The organism is Mesorhizobium silamurunense (genome assembly GCF_014843825.1).
GTDB lineage: Bacteria > Pseudomonadota > Alphaproteobacteria > Rhizobiales > Rhizobiaceae > Mesorhizobium > Mesorhizobium silamurunense.
On record NZ_JHQR01000241.1, the window covers coordinates 1 to 16,210 of the forward strand.

10 protein-coding genes and 1 pseudogene are annotated in these 16,210 nt (G+C 65.6%); 2 read left to right on the forward strand and 9 right to left on the reverse strand.

Going from position 1 to position 16,210, the window contains the following annotated elements; translation table 11 throughout:
* Positions 1–735 (reverse strand): aldehyde dehydrogenase family protein (locus DH10_RS25685; RefSeq protein WP_192385501.1); only part of this gene is annotated, 735 nt, incomplete at its 3' end.
* Positions 736–1,187: 452 nt separating this feature from the next.
* On the opposite strand from DH10_RS25685, the pseudogene DH10_RS25690 reads away from it, so the two are divergent.
* Positions 1,188–1,625 (forward strand): annotated as a pseudogene (locus DH10_RS25690) (VOC family protein).
* Positions 1,626–1,753: 128 nt separating this feature from the next.
* On the opposite strand, the gene DH10_RS25695 reads toward DH10_RS25690, so the two are convergent.
* From DH10_RS25695 to DH10_RS25725, 7 genes are all read right to left on the reverse strand, one after another.
* Positions 1,754–3,028 (reverse strand): RNA polymerase sigma factor, encoded by a 1,275-nt coding sequence (locus DH10_RS25695; RefSeq protein WP_192254909.1) that lies wholly within the window; start codon positions 3,026–3,028, stop codon positions 1,754–1,756.
* Entirely contained in the window at positions 3,025–3,399 is a 375-nt protein-coding gene (locus DH10_RS25700; RefSeq protein ID WP_192254911.1) for a YciI family protein, read from the reverse strand. The genes DH10_RS25695 and DH10_RS25700 overlap by 4 nt, the downstream gene beginning before the upstream one ends.
* A 78-nt stretch (positions 3,400–3,477) precedes the next feature.
* Entirely contained in the window at positions 3,478–4,599 is a 1,122-nt protein-coding gene (locus DH10_RS25705) for a DNA topoisomerase IB (RefSeq protein ID WP_192254913.1), read from the reverse strand.
* Positions 4,600–4,912: 313 nt separating this feature from the next.
* Positions 4,913–5,788, reverse strand: coding sequence for a transglutaminase family protein (locus DH10_RS25710; RefSeq protein WP_192254915.1), 876 nt, complete (start codon positions 5,786–5,788; stop codon positions 4,913–4,915).
* Entirely contained in the window at positions 5,789–8,200 is a 2,412-nt protein-coding gene (locus DH10_RS25715; RefSeq protein WP_192385502.1) for a circularly permuted type 2 ATP-grasp protein, read from the reverse strand.
* 6 nt (positions 8,201–8,206) lie between these two features.
* Entirely contained in the window at positions 8,207–11,566 is a 3,360-nt protein-coding gene (locus DH10_RS25720; RefSeq protein ID WP_192254919.1) for a transglutaminase family protein, read from the reverse strand.
* Between the two features lie 104 nt (positions 11,567–11,670).
* Entirely contained in the window at positions 11,671–12,861 is a 1,191-nt protein-coding gene (locus tag DH10_RS25725; RefSeq protein WP_192254921.1) for an acyl-CoA dehydrogenase, read from the reverse strand.
* A gap of 106 nt (positions 12,862–12,967) precedes the next feature.
* On the opposite strand from DH10_RS25725, the gene DH10_RS25730 reads away from it, so the two are divergent.
* Complete coding sequence (locus DH10_RS25730; RefSeq protein WP_192254923.1) at positions 12,968–13,879, forward strand: LysR family transcriptional regulator; 912 nt, start codon at positions 12,968–12,970, stop codon at positions 13,877–13,879.
* On the opposite strand, the gene DH10_RS25735 is transcribed toward DH10_RS25730, so the two are convergent.
* Positions 13,880–16,198, reverse strand: a complete 2,319-nt coding sequence (locus tag DH10_RS25735) for a Tex family protein (RefSeq protein ID WP_192254925.1) — start codon at positions 16,196–16,198, stop codon at positions 13,880–13,882.
* Positions 16,199–16,210 lie beyond the last annotated feature (12 nt).

A 16,210-nucleotide genomic window follows, 5' to 3' on the forward strand; every position in this document is an offset into this window, starting at 1 on the left:
GCCGACCTCGCGGCCCATGCGGGTCGAGCCGGTGGCCGAAACCAGCGGCACCTTCGGATGGTCGACCAGCACCTCGCCGACGGCGCGGTCGCCGATCAGCACCTGGAGCAGGCCTTCCGGCGCGTCGGCGCCAAAACGCTCGACGGCGCGCTTGAAGATCGCCTCGCAGGCAAGCGCCGTCAGCGGCGTCTTTTCCGACGGTTTCCACACCACGGCGTCGCCGCAGACCAAGGCGAGCGCGGCGTTCCACGACCACACCGCAACGGGGAAGTTGAAGGCCGAGATCACGCCGACGACGCCGAGCGGATGCCAGGTTTCCATCATGCGGTGGCCGGGGCGCTCGGTGGCGATGGTCAGGCCGTAGAGCTGGCGGGAAAGGCCGACGGCGAAATCGCAGATGTCGATCATCTCCTGCACTTCGCCAAGGCCCTCCGACGGGATCTTGCCGACCTCGATCGACACCAGCCGGCCGAGTTCCGCCTTATGCGCGCGCAGTTCCTCGCCGAGCAGGCGCACCAGCTCGCCGCGCTTCGGTCCCGGCACCAGCCGCCAGGCCTGAAACGCCTTGTGGGCGGTATCGATGGCCTTGGCCGCATCGGCCGGCGAGTTCGTCTTCAGCGCCGCGATCTCTTCGCCCGTCACCGGGCTGTGCACGATGAGGTCGCCGCCGGAAAGCGCACCCTTGGCGACGCCCAGTTTCTCCAGAAGTGAGGCCGTTTCCTTGGCTATCGTCATTTTTATCCCTTTCAGATCCCGCCGTTGATATGGCGCGGGTGGAAGCCCTGCGCCATGCCTTTGGCCGTGCCATACGGCACGTCCAGGCGCTTTTGATGGCGTGGCATTACTCGTTTCAGGAAAAAACCGCCACCCCGGCATGGTCCAAGCCCTGCACGCAAAATTGGGCCAGGCAGTGGACCGGGGCGTGTTGAGATTCAGGTCAGGCCGAGCCGGAGTCGAAGACGGGCGCGAAGCGACCAAACCGGGCGGGTCCAAGAATCGGAGCGGAGCGTACTTAAAGTACGCGAGCACCGGCCTACGCCGGCCGTAGCTTTAACTGCCACGACCATTCATGAGTGCTTCGGCCGGCGAAGGCCGGAAGCGCAGGAAGCCGCCATTTGTAGTCGCAGCATAACCCGTTAGGCGTTGGGTCCCTTGTTAGACTAGACGACACCTTTTAGATTGGGCGCATGGCGCTCAAACGGATGGACAACATAGGAATCGTCGTCGACGACCTCGCAGGGACGATCGATTTCTTTCGCGAGCTTGGCCTCGAGCTCGAAGAGCGGGCCACGATCGAAGGAGAATAGGCCGGACGCGTCACCGGACTGGGCGATCAGCGCGTCGAGATTGCCATGATGCGCACGCCGGACGGTCACGGCCGGCTCGAGCTCTCCCGCTTCCTCACGCCGCCCGTCGTCGAGGATCACCGCAACGCCCCGGTGAACGCTCTAGGCTACCTCCGCGTCATGTTCACTTTGGACGACATCGACGAGACGCTTGAAAGGCTCCGCCAGCGCGGCGCGCAGCTCGTAGGCGAAGTAGTCCAGTATAAAGACGCATATCGGCTCTGCTACATCCGCGGGCCTGAAGGGCATCTCATCGGACTCGCCCAGGAACTCGGCTGAACGCAATACGAAGACAATGACGAGGAGCGACCAGTGTCGGCGAGCGCGTCTCGCAAAGGGTAACTTTGCATCAGGCGGCGCGGGCTTCATCGAGCGGACGCGCGCCGGAGCCGGCATCACCTGAATCCTCAGCGTGCTTTCTGAATCGACGACGTCCCGGCGCTCTCCTTGATCAGCCGATCGATATGCATGCGGATATGGGCTGCCTCGGCGGCGGTGTTGGCAAGGGCGATCGCGCGGTCGAAGGCCACGCGCGCCTCCTCGCCACGACCAAGCTGCATCAGCAGGCCGCCCTTCAGGCCGAAGAAGTGGAAATAGCCCGCCAGCCGTTCTTCCAGCGGCTCGACCATGGCGAGCGCCGCCTCCGCGCCGCGCACCTTGCTCACCGCGACGGCGCGGTTCAGCGTCACCACTGGCGACGGCTGCATCTGTTCGAGCAGGCCGTAGAGCAGATCGATCTCGGTCCAGTCCGTATCCTCGGGCGTCGCCGCCCGCGCATGCAGCGCCGCGATTGCCGCCTGCACCTGGTAGGGGCCGGGCTTGCGATGGCGCAGCGCCTTGTCGACCAAGGCCAGCCCCTCGTCGATCATCTTGCGGCTCCAGAGCGACCGGTCCTGGTCCTCGAGCAGCACGATTTCGCCACTCTCGTCGAAGCGTGCCGGCGCGCGCGCATGCTGCAATAGAAGCAGCGCGGTCAGCCCCATGATCTCGGGTTCCTGCTGAAACAGCCGGAGCAGCAGCCTGGCGAGCCGGATCGCTTCCTCGCAAAGCGGGGCGCGGGCCGGCGCCTCGCCGCCATTGGTCGAGTAGCCCTCGTTGAAGATGAGATAGATCATCGCCGCGACCGCCGCGAGCCGCTCCGAGCGCTCGACCGCACCCGGTGTCTCGAACGGCACGCCCGCGTCGGCGATGCGCGCCTTGGCGCGGGTGATGCGCTGCTCCATGGCGCTTTCGCCGACGAGGAAGGCGCGCGCGATCTGCTTGACGGTGAGGCCGGAAACGATGCGCAGCGCCACCGCGATCTGCTGCGTCGCCGGCAGGTCGGGATGGCAGCAGATGAACAAGAGCCGCAGGATGTCGTCACGGTAGTGCGCGCCGTCCAGCCGCTCGGCCATATCGCCTTCGGCATCCTCGAGATCGGAAATCTGGTCCTCTTCCGGCATCGGCGCCTGCTTGGCGCGCTTGCGCACCGCGTCGATGCCGCTGTTGCGGCCGACGAAGATCAGCCAGGCCGCCGGATCGCGTGGCGGCCCGTTCTTCGGCCAGTTCTTCAGTGCCCTGAGACATGCATCCTGGAAAGCTTCTTCCGCGGCGTCGAGGTCGCGGAAATAGCGCAGCAGCGCGCCCATCGCCTGCGGACGGGCGGTGCTGATCGCGTTGCTGATCCAGGCAAGATCGGTCATGCGGGTACCTTGGTCGGATTGAAGACGGAGATCGGCCTGATCTCGTAGGAGCCGCCGCTCGGATTGACCTCGGAGAGCTCGCGGGCGAACTCGACGGCCTCGTCAAGGTCGCGGCATTCGAGCGTGTAGAAGCCGAGAAACTGCTCCTTGGTCTCGGCGAACGGGCCGTCGAGCACGATCGATTCGCCCTTGACCTTTCTCAAGGTCGTCGCGGCGGTGGTCGGCAAGAGACGCGCCACAGGTCCTAGCCGGCCTGCTTTGGCGTATTTGTCCTGGACATTGAGGAGCTTTGCCATGACCTCATCATCCTGTTCCTTGCTCCAGGAGCAGACGACGTCTTCGGAGGCGTAGCAGAGGATGGCGTAGAGCATGGTGCGTCCTTTCCATATCAAAGGACGAGACAGTAGGACCCTTCCCGACACAAGGTCGATAAAAAAATTGTAGGGCGATCACAGGCTTATCCGGTTCCCTTGCCGCTCATCGGAGCCATGCGCCTTGAGCCACCTCAACACTAGCGTCTCTTCCTCGTCGAGGCCTGTTATAAGACGCTTTCGCTCGTTGGCTTTCGCCATTTCACTGAGCAGCTTCCCCTCGCCCCACGCCTCGAAGACGAGTGGGTGGATATAGCACCGGCGGCAGACGGCTCGCGTGTTGCCGAGCCGTTCAGCAACCTTGTCGACGATACCGTTCATCACCCGCTTTCGCTGGGCAGCACTTTCGGGCAACTCCGTCTGCGCAAACAGCGATGCCGCATGAATGGTGCCGCCCCAGGTGCGGAAATGCTTTGAGCTGAACTCCGGGCCGGACGCCTCGCGAATGTAGCGGTTGATGTCCTCGGAGCGCACCGGCCGGCGATCACCGCCTTCATCGAGATACTGGAACAGCGTCTGGCCCGGCAGGCCCTGCGCGCCGCGCACGACCTTGGCTATGCGGCGGTCGACGAGCTTCAGCTTCCATTCCTTGCCGGACTTGCCCTTGAAGGCGAAGCGCAGCCTCGATCCCTCGATATCGACATGGCGGTCGCGCAACGTGGTCAGCCCGAAACTCTTGTTGTCCCGGGCATAGGCGGCATTGCCGACACGGATCATGGTGTTGTCGAGCAGCCGGACGATCGCGGCGACCACGCGTTCCATCGGCAGGCCGTGCCGGCGCAGGTCGGCATCGATCTGGCTCCGGAGATCGGGCAATGCCTCGGCAAAGGCAACAAGACTGGAATATTTGACGCCGTCCCGCTCCTCGGTCCATTGCGGATGATAGCAGTACTGCTTGCGCCCGCGCTGATCCCGGCCCGTCGCCTGGATATGGCCGTTCGGGTGGGGCGAGATCCATACATCGGTCCACGCCGGCGGAATGACGATCGCCTTGATGCGGTCCAGCGTCGCTGCGCTGACCGCGTTCCCGTTCGGACCGACGTAGCAAAATCCCTTGCCTTTTCTCAGGCGCCGGATGCCCGGATCGCCGTCGCTGACATAGCTTAGCGAGGCGCGCTCGGCCGAACTTTGCGCGCCGTTTCCTTGCATTTCCTCACCACCGGCCAGGCGGTCGGAGGACGATTGTGCTCGTTGCAGCATGACGGCTCCACGGAACTGGTCCGTAGATAAGCCGCGCGATAGGCGGCTGGTTCCACCGTCCCAACAGCGCGCCCTTCAACCTTGCCGGTCGGCGGACACGTCGGCCATCCAGAGTCCACCATCGTCGGTGTGGGCGGGAAAATAGTCCCGCCCGGCCGGAATTGCCTCCAGAACCGCCCCCGACTCATCCGCCAGATAATCGTAGCCGAGCTGCTGCAGCAGGCTACCGGGATCGAGATGATTGTAGAGGTCGCGACGTGCCGCGCGCCGGATCGCAATTTGAGAAGCAGCCCGCGCGACCGATCGTACGCCTTCAGGCAGCGACCGGGATGACGTCGACCGCCTGCTCGCCGACCTGGCCGCCGGTGGTCTTCAGGACGCCGACGATCGGCGCCACGTCGGAATAGTCGCGGCCGTATCCGACCGTGATGTGGTCGTTGCTCGCGCGCATGCCGTTGGTCGGGTCGAATTCCTGCCAGCCGGCATCGCGCCCGCACCAGGCTTTCACCCAGGCATGCATGGCGTCGGCGCCTTCGAGCCTCGGCTTGCCCATGGGCGGGATGGTGCGCAGGAAGCCGCTGAGATAGCCGGCGGGGATGCCAAGCCCACGTAGCCCGGCGATCATGATATGGGAAAAATCCTGGCAGACCCCGCGTTTCAGCGCGAAGGCATCGCTGGCGCGCGTCTGCACGGTGGTTGCCTTGCCGTCATAGGTGAAATCGCGGTGGATGCGGTTGCAGAGATCGACCGCCGTGGCGGCCGCCGAACCGGCGAGGCTTTCCCGCGCATAGGCGGTGATCGCCGTATCGATGCCGGCGTAATCGCTGGCGGCGAGGAAATGATGCGGCGCGTTGGGCGACAGCGAACGAACCGCGTCGAGTTCCGCCCTCAAGCCGTGGATGTCGGGCGAGACGTCGAGGCCGGGTTCCGGCCGCGACACCGACACCCGTGCGCTCATCCTGATGTCGAGCTCCTCATGCGCGTCGCGAAAGGCGATCGCGGTGACTTTGTTGCCGAAGAAATCGGAAAAATCCGCCCGCTCGGCCGGCATCGGCTCGAACGACAGCGAGGCGGCGATAACCCGCTGCAGGCCGGGAATCGTCTGCGGCAGCACGCGCACCTGATGCCGGCCGCCGCCGGCAGCGGCGGCGTAGTCGTAGTGCAGGTGGAGCCTGATGTCGTAAAGCATCTAACCGAAATAGGCCCTGGCGAGGCTGTTGTAGAGATCGCCGATCTGGTTGGCGAGATCGTCGAGCACCTTCGCGGTCATGTCGTGGGGCTCCATCACGGCAATCGCCGTGTTGAGCTGCAGGATTTCCTTCGCCGCGGGCGACATATGTCCCTCGCCGCCGACCGAAGGCAGCATGCCGATCTCGGCCTTGAGCCGCTCGAGCTGGAACAGAATCGAGCGCGGGTTGAGCGGATCGAGCGCGAGCAGGTCGATCACCGTGCGCCGGCCGGCCTGCACCGGATATTGCCGGCGGTGGGTCATCACGCTGTCGCCGATTTCCAGCATCATGTCGAGCGCGCCGTCCGGAGCGCCGTTTCCGGTCAGCCGCGCCAGCGTGCGGGCTATCTGGATGCCGCGCTCCAGCCGTCGCCCGATCTCCAGGAAACGCCAGCCGGTGAAGCGGTACATGTTCTCGTGCAGCAGGCCTGAGAAGCCGGCAAGCTTGCGCAGCATGACCGTCATTGCCCGCGTCGCGTCGTCGCCGGGAGCCACGGTGCCGGCGAATTTATGGATGGTTTTCGACAGGTCCTTCAGCGCCAGCCAGCCGTCCGGCGAGAAGCGGTCGCGGATCTGGCCGGCGCTGTAGACGGCGCTGTCCAGCATGCCGATCAGCCCCAGAGGGATCGCCGTCTCGACCTCGATGCCGAACGGTTCGAGATAGTCCCTGATGTCGGCGAGCAGCGGCATCTCGGGGTCGGATGTCTCCGCCAGCCTGACGTGATAGGCGCGCAGCACGCGCACCGTGTCTTCAGAGCGCTCGATATAGCGGCCGAGCCATGTCAGGTTCTCCGCCGCGCGGCTTGGCAGGCTGCCCGGCATGGTGCGGGTGAAGCTGTCATGCTCCTGCGGCAGCAGCGTCTCGCGCTCGACCGGCCGGTCGCTGACCACCCAGACATCTGCCGCCTGGCCGCCGCGCTGCATGGCGATCGCGGTCGGATCGAGCGAGAAGCCGACGCGTGCAAAGCCGCCGGGCATTACGGTCCAGCCTTCTTGTGTTCGCGCCAGATAGACACGCAGGCTGGCGGGCCGCGGCTCAAGCCGGCCACCGAAAAAGACCGGCGTTGTCGAAAGCGTCACCGCTTCCTGGCCGACAAAGGCGTCGCCATCGGCTTCGATCCGCGCGACCAGCTCCGCCCGCTCCCCTGCCGACAGCGCCGAGCCGAGCCTGGTCGCGCCATCGTCCTCGAAGGCGAGCCGCGTAGACAGCGCCGGACCGACCACCATGCGGTCGACATTGGCCAGTACATGGTCGCGTTCGGTCTGCTGTCCGCACCACCAGGTGGCGATGTTCGGCAGCTTGAGCTCCTCGCCGCGCAACTCGCGCGCAATCCGCGGCAGGAAGGAAAGCAGCGCCCGCGTTTCCGCCAAGCCCGAACCGAGCGCGTTGACCGCTGAGACAGTGCCGCGTCGGATCGCCTCGACCAGTCCCGGCGTGCCGATCTGCGAGTCCGGCTTGAGTTCGAGCGGATCGGCAAAGGCCGCATCGAGCCGCCGCCACAAAACGCCGATCGGCATCAAGCCCGAAACGGTGCGCACCATCAAGCGGCCGCCGGAAACGGTCAGGTCCTCGCCTTCGAGCAGCATGATACCGAGATAACGCGCGATATAGGCATGCTCGTAATAGGTCTCGTTGAGCGGTCCGGGCGTGAGGATGGCGACGCGGCCGCCCGAGTCCTTCGCCATGCCGTTCAACGCATCGCGGAAACGGCGGAAGAAGCCGGCAAGACGGTGCACATGCATCTCGCCATAGATGTCGGAAAGCGCACGCGTGGTCGCGACCCGGTTCTCCAGCGCGAAGCCGGCGCCCGACGGCGCCTGCGTGCGATCGCCCAGCACCCACCAGCGGCCGTCCGGGCCGCGGCCGAGTTCGAAGGCGACCATATGCAGGAAATGACCGCTTGCCGGCCCGATCCCGACGACCGGGCGCAGATATTCCGGACTGGCTGCGATCAGCCCGGCCGGCAGGATGCCGGTCTCGATCAGCCGGTTCGGCCCGTAGATGTCGGCGAGGATCGCCTCGAACAGGTCGACGCGCTGGACAAGGCCGACGCTGATCTCGGCCCATTCCTTTTCGTCGATCAGCAGCGGGACATGCGCCAGCGGCCACTCGCGTTCGTTGGCGCCGGCCTTGTCGTAAACGCGGTAATAGACGCCGGCGTCGCGCAGATACTGGTCGGCGCGGGCAAAGCGCTGTCCGAGCGTTTCAGCCCCCAATTCGTCCAGAGCTTCGATGAAGGACCGCCAGGCCGGGCGCGGATTGCCTGTGGCGTCGACCATCTCGTCGACGACGCCGTCGATCGGCCGATAGTGCTCCAGCAGGCCCTGCGCCCGCGGCCTGCCGCCCGCCCGTCTTTGATTCCCCTTTGCCATGGTCGATCAGAGTCTCGCCGGCCGCCTGAGGTCAAGGGTCATCGGGAAGTCTTCAGAGCCTTCTTCGTCGCGCAGCACATAGCCGCCCGGCGTATGACCGCGCGGCTCGAAGCGGGCGAGCCGCCGCGCCTCGGCCTCGTTGCCGTTGACCGGGAAGGTGTCGTAATTGCGGCCGCCCGGATGTGCGACATGGTAGACGCAGCCGCCGATCGAGCGGCCCGACCAGCGGTCGTAGATGTCGAAGATCAGCGGCGTGTTGACGGGCAGCGCCGGATGCAGGCCCGACGCCGGCTGCCAGGCCTTGAAGCGCACGCCCGCCACCGCGACCTCTCTGCTGTCGGTCACCTTCATCGGCACGATGCGGCCATTGCAGACGATGGCATGGCGCTCCGGATTGAGGCCTTCGGTCCTCACCTGCAGCCGCTCGACCGAGGAATCGACGAAGCGGACCGTGCCGCCGATCGCGCCCTGCTCGCCCATCACATGCCAGGGCTCCAGCGCTTGCCTGAGTTCCAGCTTGACGCCGCCTTGGCTTACCTCGCCGCAAAACGGGAAGCGGAATTCGAGTTGGGCTGCGAACCATTCCGGACGGAAGTCGAAGCCATTGAGCTTCAGGTCTTCCAGAACGTCGAGGAAATCCGCCCAGACATAATGCGGCAGCATGAAGCGGTCATGCAGCGACGTGCCCCAGCGCACGAAGCGGCCGTCGAGCGGGTTCTTCCACGCGCGCGCGATGATGGCGCGGACGAGAAGCTGCTGTGCGAGCGACATGCGCGCATTGGGCGGCATTTCGAAGCCGCGGAACTCGACCAAGCCGAGCCGTCCGGTCGGACCGTCCGGCGAGAACAGTTTGTCGATGCAGATCTCCGAACGATGCGTGTTGCCGGTCACGTCGGTCAAGAGATTGCGGAACAGCCGGTCGACCAGCCACGGCAAGGGCGCCTCGCCCTTGTCCGGGCGCGCCACCTGCGCCAGCGCGATCTCCAGCTCATAGAGCGAATCGTGGCGCGCCTCGTCGAAGCGCGGCGCCTGGCTGGTCGGGCCGATAAACAGGCCCGAGAACAGGTAGGACAGCGAGGGATGCCGCTGCCATTGCAGCACCAGGCTCTTCAACAGGTCCGGCCGGCGCAGGAACGGGCTGTCGTTCGGGGTCGCGCCGCCGACCACGACATGGTTGCCGCCGCCGGTGCCGGTATGGCGGCCGTCGATCATGAACTTGTCGGTGCCGAGCCGCGACTGCCGCGCCTCCTCGTAGATCGCCGTCGTCGTGGCGACACATTCCTGCCAGTTGGCGGCCGGATGGATGTTCACCTCGATGACGCCGGGATCGGGCGCGACGCGGATGACATTGAGGCGCGGATCATGCGGCGGGCCGTAGCCTTCGATATGCACCGGCAGGCCGATCGCCTTCGCCGCGTTCTCGGCCGCCGCCACCAGTTCGAGATAGTCCTCCAGCGCCTCGACCGGCGGCATGAACACGCAGAGCCGTCCGTCGCGCGGCTCGACAGTGAGCGCCGTCCGCACCGCGCCGCCGATTTCGGTAATCTCCTGCTCGACGCGGTCCTGCTGGCCGGCCACCGCGGTGAAGGACACCGCCTGCTGGCGGCGCGCCATTTCGTCGGCGCCTTCAAGCTCTGCCGGCGCGGCCCCCGGCAAGATAGCTTCGCGCGCTGGCAGCGGACCGCGCGGCAGCGACGGATCGACCGGCACGATATAAGGGAATTGCGCCGGCGGCACGTAAGGCAGCGTGCCGAGCGGCAAGCGGTAGCCGACCGGCGAGTCTCCGGGCACCAGGAACAGCCGGCCGCGCCGCGTCTTCCACCTCTCGGAGCGCCAGCGTTGCCCCGCAGCCTGGCTGTTCCAGCGCTGCACAGGCAGCACGTAGCCCGACGGCTTGGTCAGGCCGCGCTCGAAGACACGCGCCATGCGGCTGCGCTCCTCGGGATCTTCCAGCTTGGAGTTGGAAGGGTCGACATTGGCCGGCAGCTTACCTTCCTTGAGCAGCCATTCGGCCGGGTCCTCATAGGCCTCGCTGACCATCGCTTTGTCGATGCCGAGCTCGCCTGCGATCGCCGTGAGCAGGCTTTCGGCCTGCTCCGGTCCCACAGGGACGCTGCTCTTCTCCCGCGCGATCAACGAAGGATCGCTCCATACCGGTTGGCCGTCGGTGCGCCAGTAGAGCGAGAAGGTCCAGCGCGGCAGGCTCTCGCCCGGATACCATTTGCCCTGGCCGTAGTGGAGAAAACCGCCCGGCGCGAAGCGTTCGCGCAGCCGGCGGATCAGTTCATCCGCCTTATCGCGCTTGGTCGGGCCGACGGCTGCCGTGTTCCATTCGGCGGACTCGAAATCGTCGATCGACACGAAAGTCGGCTCGCCGCCCATGGTGAGCCGCACATCCTGCTCGTGCAGAACCGCATCGACCTTGTTGCCGAGCGCGTCGAGCGCCTCCCAGCTCTCGTCCGAGAAAGGCTTGGTGATGCGCGGATGCTCGGCGATGCGATCGACGCGCATGTCGAAGCCGAAATCGACATTGGCGAAGCTTGCCATGCCGGAGATCGGCGCGGCATTGCGGAAATGCGGCGTCGCCGCCAGCGGCACATGGCTCTCGCCGGTAAGCAGGCCGGAAGTCGGATCGAAGCCGATCCAGCCTGCGCCCGGAATATAGACCTCGCACCAGGCGTGCAGGTCGGTGAAGTCGACTGCGGTTCCCGGCGGTCCGTCGAGCGAGATAAGATCAGGCTTGAGCTGGATGAGATAACCCGAGACGAAACGCGCGGCGATGCCGAGATTGCGCAGGATCTGCACCAGCAGCCAGCTCGAATCCCGGCACGAACCCTTGGCCGCGGCAAGCGTCTCCTCCGGTGAATAGACGCCGGTCTCCATGCGCACGATGTAGGCGATCTCGCGCTGCAGCCGCGCATTGAGGTCGACGAGGAAGTCGACGGTATTCCTCGGACTGCGGTCGATCGTCCCGAGGAAAGCTGAAAGCAGCGGCCCTGCTGGCTCAGGCGTCCGGTAGATGGCGAGATCGTCCCTGATCTCTTCCGGGTATTCGAACGGAAAGCTCTCGGCCGCCGGCTCGACGAAGAAATCGAACGGATTGTAGACCGTCATGTCGGCGACGAGATCGACTTCGATCTTGAGCTCGCTCACTGGCTCTGGAAAGACAAAGCGGGCGAGGAAATTGCCGTACGGGTCCTGCTGCAGGTTGACGAAATGGTTCTTCGGCTCGACCTTCAGCGAATGGCTGAGCACCTTGGTGCGCGAATGCGGCGCTGGCTGCAGCCTGATCACCTGAGGGCCGAGCACCACCGGCCGGTCGTATTTGTAGTGGGTCAGGTGGTGGACGGCTGCCAGAATTGCCATGATGCCCCGGGGAATGGCGTTTTACCGCCAGACCCTGACACAGGTCCTGGGCATTCTCCAAGCGGAGATGTTGCGCTGCACCTAATTTAAGCAGCGTTGCCGGCTTAGAAAAAAGCTTGAATGCCTGTTTGGGCACGTCCGAGGATCAGCGCGTGCACGTCATGCGTGCCCTCATAAGTGTTGACCGTCTCCAGGTTCTGCGCGTGGCGCATCACGTGATAGCCGATCTGGATGCCGTTGCCGCCATGCATGTCGCGGGCTTGGCGGGCGATGTCGAGCGCCTTGCCGCAATTGTTGCGCTTGACGATGGAGATCATTTCCGGCGCCATCTTGCCTTCGTCCATCAGCCGGCCGACGCGCAGAGAACCCTGCAGGCCGAGCGCGATCTCGGTCTGCATGTCGGCGAGTTTCTTCTGGAAGAGCTGCGTGCCGGCGAGCGGCTTGCCGAACTGCTTGCGGTCGAGGCCGTATTGCCGCGCCCGGTGCCAGCAATCCTCGGCGGCGCCCATCGCGCCCCAGGAAATGCCGTAGCGCGCCCGGTTGAGGCAGCCGAACGGTCCTTTCAGGCCCGAAACATTGGGCAGCAGCGCCCCTTCGCCGACCTCGACGCCCTCCATCACCACCTCGCCGGTGATCGAGGCCCGCAGCGAGAGTTTGCCGCCGATCTTCGGCGCCGACAGGCCCTTCATGCCTTTCTCCAGCACGAAGCCGCGGATCTGGTTGTCATGTGCTGCCGACTTCGCCCAGACGACGAACACGTCGGCGATCGGCGCGTTGGATATCCACATCTTGGAGCCGGAGAGCCTATAGCCGTTCGCCGTCTTTTCGGCCCGCGTCTTCATGCCGCCCGGATCGGAGCCGGCGTCCGGCTCGGTGAGGCCGAAGCAACCGATCCATTCACCGGAAGCCAACTTCGGCAGATACTTCTTGCGCTGCTCTTCCGAGCCATAGGCATGGATCGGATACATGACCAGCGACGACTGCACGCTCATCATCGAGCGGTAGCCGGAATCGATGCGCTCGACTTCCCGCGCGACCAGCCCGTAGGTCACGTAATTGGCGCCGAGCCCGCCATATTCCTCCGGAATGGTGACGCCGAGCAGGCCGGCCTCGCCCATCTCGCGGAAGATCGACGGATCGGTCTTTTCCTCGACATAGGCTTCCTCGATCCGTGGCGCCAGCTTGTCGGCCGCGAAGGCCGCCGCGCCGTCGCGCACCATGCGCTCGTCCTCGGAAATCTGGTCTTCGATCAGGAAAGGATCGTTCCAGACAAAGGCGTTCTTCTCGGCGGCCATGACCTCGGTCTCCCGGCAAAATCTTGGATTGCCCGGCTTATCGGCCTCCCCATGGAAAAAATCAAACGAAATTGCATCACGGATCAATGAGCGTTAGTAATGGATCATGAATGTCCAGCGCCGCCTTTTGCCGAACACCGGCGCGCTTGCCGCCTTCGAGGCGGTGGCGCGTCTCGGCTCCTTCACCGCTGCCGCGCGCGAGCTCGATCTGACCCAGGGCGCCGTCAGCCGACAGATCAGCCTGCTTGAGGAGCAATTCGGTCGCCGCCTTTTCGAGCGCGACAGCCGCAATGTTCGGCTGTCGCCGGCGGGCGAAATCTACGCCGAAGCCGTGCGCTCGGCGCTCGGCCAATTGCGCGATGCCGCGCTCGGATTGATGAGCAATCGGCATAGCGGCGTTCTCAACCTTGCCATCCTGCCGACCTTCGGCACGCGCTGGCTGATGCCGCTGATCCCGGATTTCGTCGCCCGCCACCCGGACATCACCATCAACTTCGCCACACGCATCGGCCGCTTCGACTTCGCCCGCGAGCGCCTCGACGCCGCGATCCATCACGGCATGCCCGACTGGCCGGACGCGGATTGCACGCTTTTGATGCGCGAGACCGTCATGCCGGTGGTTTCACCCGAATTTCTGGCCAGCCGCGACATCGCCACGCCGGCCGATATCAGCCGCCTGCCGCTGCTGCACATGGCGACGCGCCCCGGCGCCTGGAGCGAATGGTTCGAAGAGCAGGGTCTCAGCGCGCCCACCGGCCCCGGGATGCAATTCGAACAGTTCGGCACCGTCGCCCAGGCCTGCATGGCGGGGCTCGGCGTGGCGCTGCTGCCGGAAATCCTGATTGCCGGAGAATTGCAGCGCGGTCAGTTGCTGCCGGCGCCGGGCCAGCCGATGCAGAGCCGCAGCGCCTATTACCTCGTTGTCCCGCATGACAAACGCGGCCAACCACCGGTTGCCAGTTTTCGCGACTGGCTGCTGGGCCAGGTCGAGAAGGAGCCAGCTTTTCTGGCGTGGTAGCTACTTCCGCTTCATCGCCTCAGCGAGCGCCGCGCCGAAAGCACCCTGTGCCGGCCGTTCGGGCTGGCGCTGCGGCGCCGGCGAGCGTGGCGCAGGCTTGCCGCCGCCCTGATCGCGCTGACCACCGCGAGGTGCGCCCTCGCCGCCATCTTTGCGCATCGACAGGCCGATGCGGTTGCGCTTGATGTCGACATCGACGACCCGCACCTTCACGACGTCGCCGGCCTTCACCACCTCATGCGCGTCCTTCACGAAACGGTCGGCCAGTTGCGAGACATGCACCAGGCCGTCCTGGTGCACGCCGATGTCGACGAAGGCGCCGAATGCCGCGACATTGGTGACGGTGCCTTCGAGCAGCATGCCGGGCTTTAAGTCCTTGATGTCGTCTACACCCTCGGCAAACGTCGCCGTCTTGAAGCCGGGGCGCGGATCGCGTCCCGGCTTTTCCAGCTCGGCGATGATGTCGCGCACCGTCGGCAGGCCGAAGCGCTCGTCGACGAAGACGCGCGGGTCGAGCGCCTTCAGCGCGGTGCTGTCGCTCATGAGCGAACGCACGTCGCGGCCGCAGGCGGCGACTATTCTTTTCGCCACGCCATAGGCCTCGGGGTGCACCGCCGAAGCGTCGAGCGGCTCGGTGCCGTTCGGGATGCGCAGGAAGCCGGCGCATTGCTCGAACGCGCGAGGCCCGAGCCGCGCCACTTTCAACAAATCGCGGCGTGTGGCAAAGGGCCCACCCGCATCACGATGCGCGACGATCGCCTCGGCAAGCGATGGCCCCAGCCCCGAAACGCGCGCCAGCAGCGGCGCGGACGCCGTGTTGAGATCGACGCCGACGGCATTGACCGCATCCTCTACCACGGCTTCCAGCGAGCGGCCTAGCCGGTACTGGTCGACATCATGCTGGTATTGGCCGACGCCGATCGACTTCGGCTCGATCTTGACCAGTTCGGCGAGCGGGTCCTGCAGGCGCCTGGCGATCGACACCGCGCCGCGCAGTGATACGTCGAGCCCGGGGAATTCCGCTGCAGCCGTCGCCGAGGCCGAATAGACCGAGGCGCCGGCTTCGCTGACGATCACCTTGATCGGCTTCGGCGCGCCATCCGAAGGCAGGTTGGACAGCATGTCGGCCACCAGCTTCTCGGTCTCGCGGCTGCCGGTGCCGTTGCCGATCGAGATCAGCTCCACCCTGTGCAGGAGGATGAGTTTTGCAAGTTCCGCCTGGGTGCCGCGCACATCGCTTTTCGGCGGGAACGGATAGACCGTGGTCGTCGCCACCAGCTTGCCGGTGCCGTCGACCACCGCCACCTTGACGCCGGTGCGGATGCCGGGGTCGAGGCCCATGGTCGGCCGCGAGCCGGCAGGCGCCGCAAGCAAGAGGTCCTTGAGGTTGCGCGCGAAGACGTGGATCGCCTCTTCCTCGGCCCGCTCGCGCAGGTCGCGCATCAGGTCGAGGCTCAAGTGCAGCGACAGCTTGATCCGCCAGGTCCAGCCGGCCACCTCCATCAGCCAGCGGTCGCCCGGCAGGCTGGCACCGATCGCATAGGCATTGGCGATCATGCGCTCGATCGGCTTTACCGTGGAAGCATCATCGGCATCGACCTCGATGTCGAGCGACAGCACCTCTTCGTTGCGGCCGCGTAGCATGGCCAAGGCGCGGTGGCTCGGTACGCCGGCCCAACGCTCCACATGGTCGAAATAGTCGGAGAATTTCGCGCCCGCCTCCTGCTTGCCGTCGACGACCTTGGCGCGCAGGAAGGCGCGTTCCTTCATATAGGCGCGCAGCTTCCCGACCAGATCGGCATTCTCGGCGAACTGCTCCGACAGGATGTCGCGCGCGCCTTCGAGCGCGGCCTTCGCATCGGCAACCTCCTCGGTGACATAGGCGAGCGCGAGCTCGGCCGGCACCGCCGAACGGTCGGCAAGGATCGCCTGCGCGAGCGGCCCGAGCCCGCGTTCCCTGGCGATCTCGGCCTTGGTGCGGCGCTTCGGCTTGTAGGGCAGGTAGATGTCCTCCAACTCCGCCTTGGTGCTCGCCGCAGCGATCTTGGCCTCGAGCTCCTCGGTCAGCTTGCCTTGCTCGCGAATGGAGCCGAGGATCGTCTCGCGGCGCGCATCGAGCTCGCGCAGATAGGCGAGCCGCTCGGAAAGGTCGCGCAATTGCGTATCGTCGAGCCCGCCGGTGACCTCCTTGCGGTAGCGGGCCACGAACGGGACTGTCGCGCCCTCGTCCAGCAACCCGATTGCCGCCGCGGCCTGTTCCGGCCTCGCGCCGATCTCGGCCGCAATGATTGCTGCGATACGCTTGATATCCGATGCCATGCTGGTCCCTGT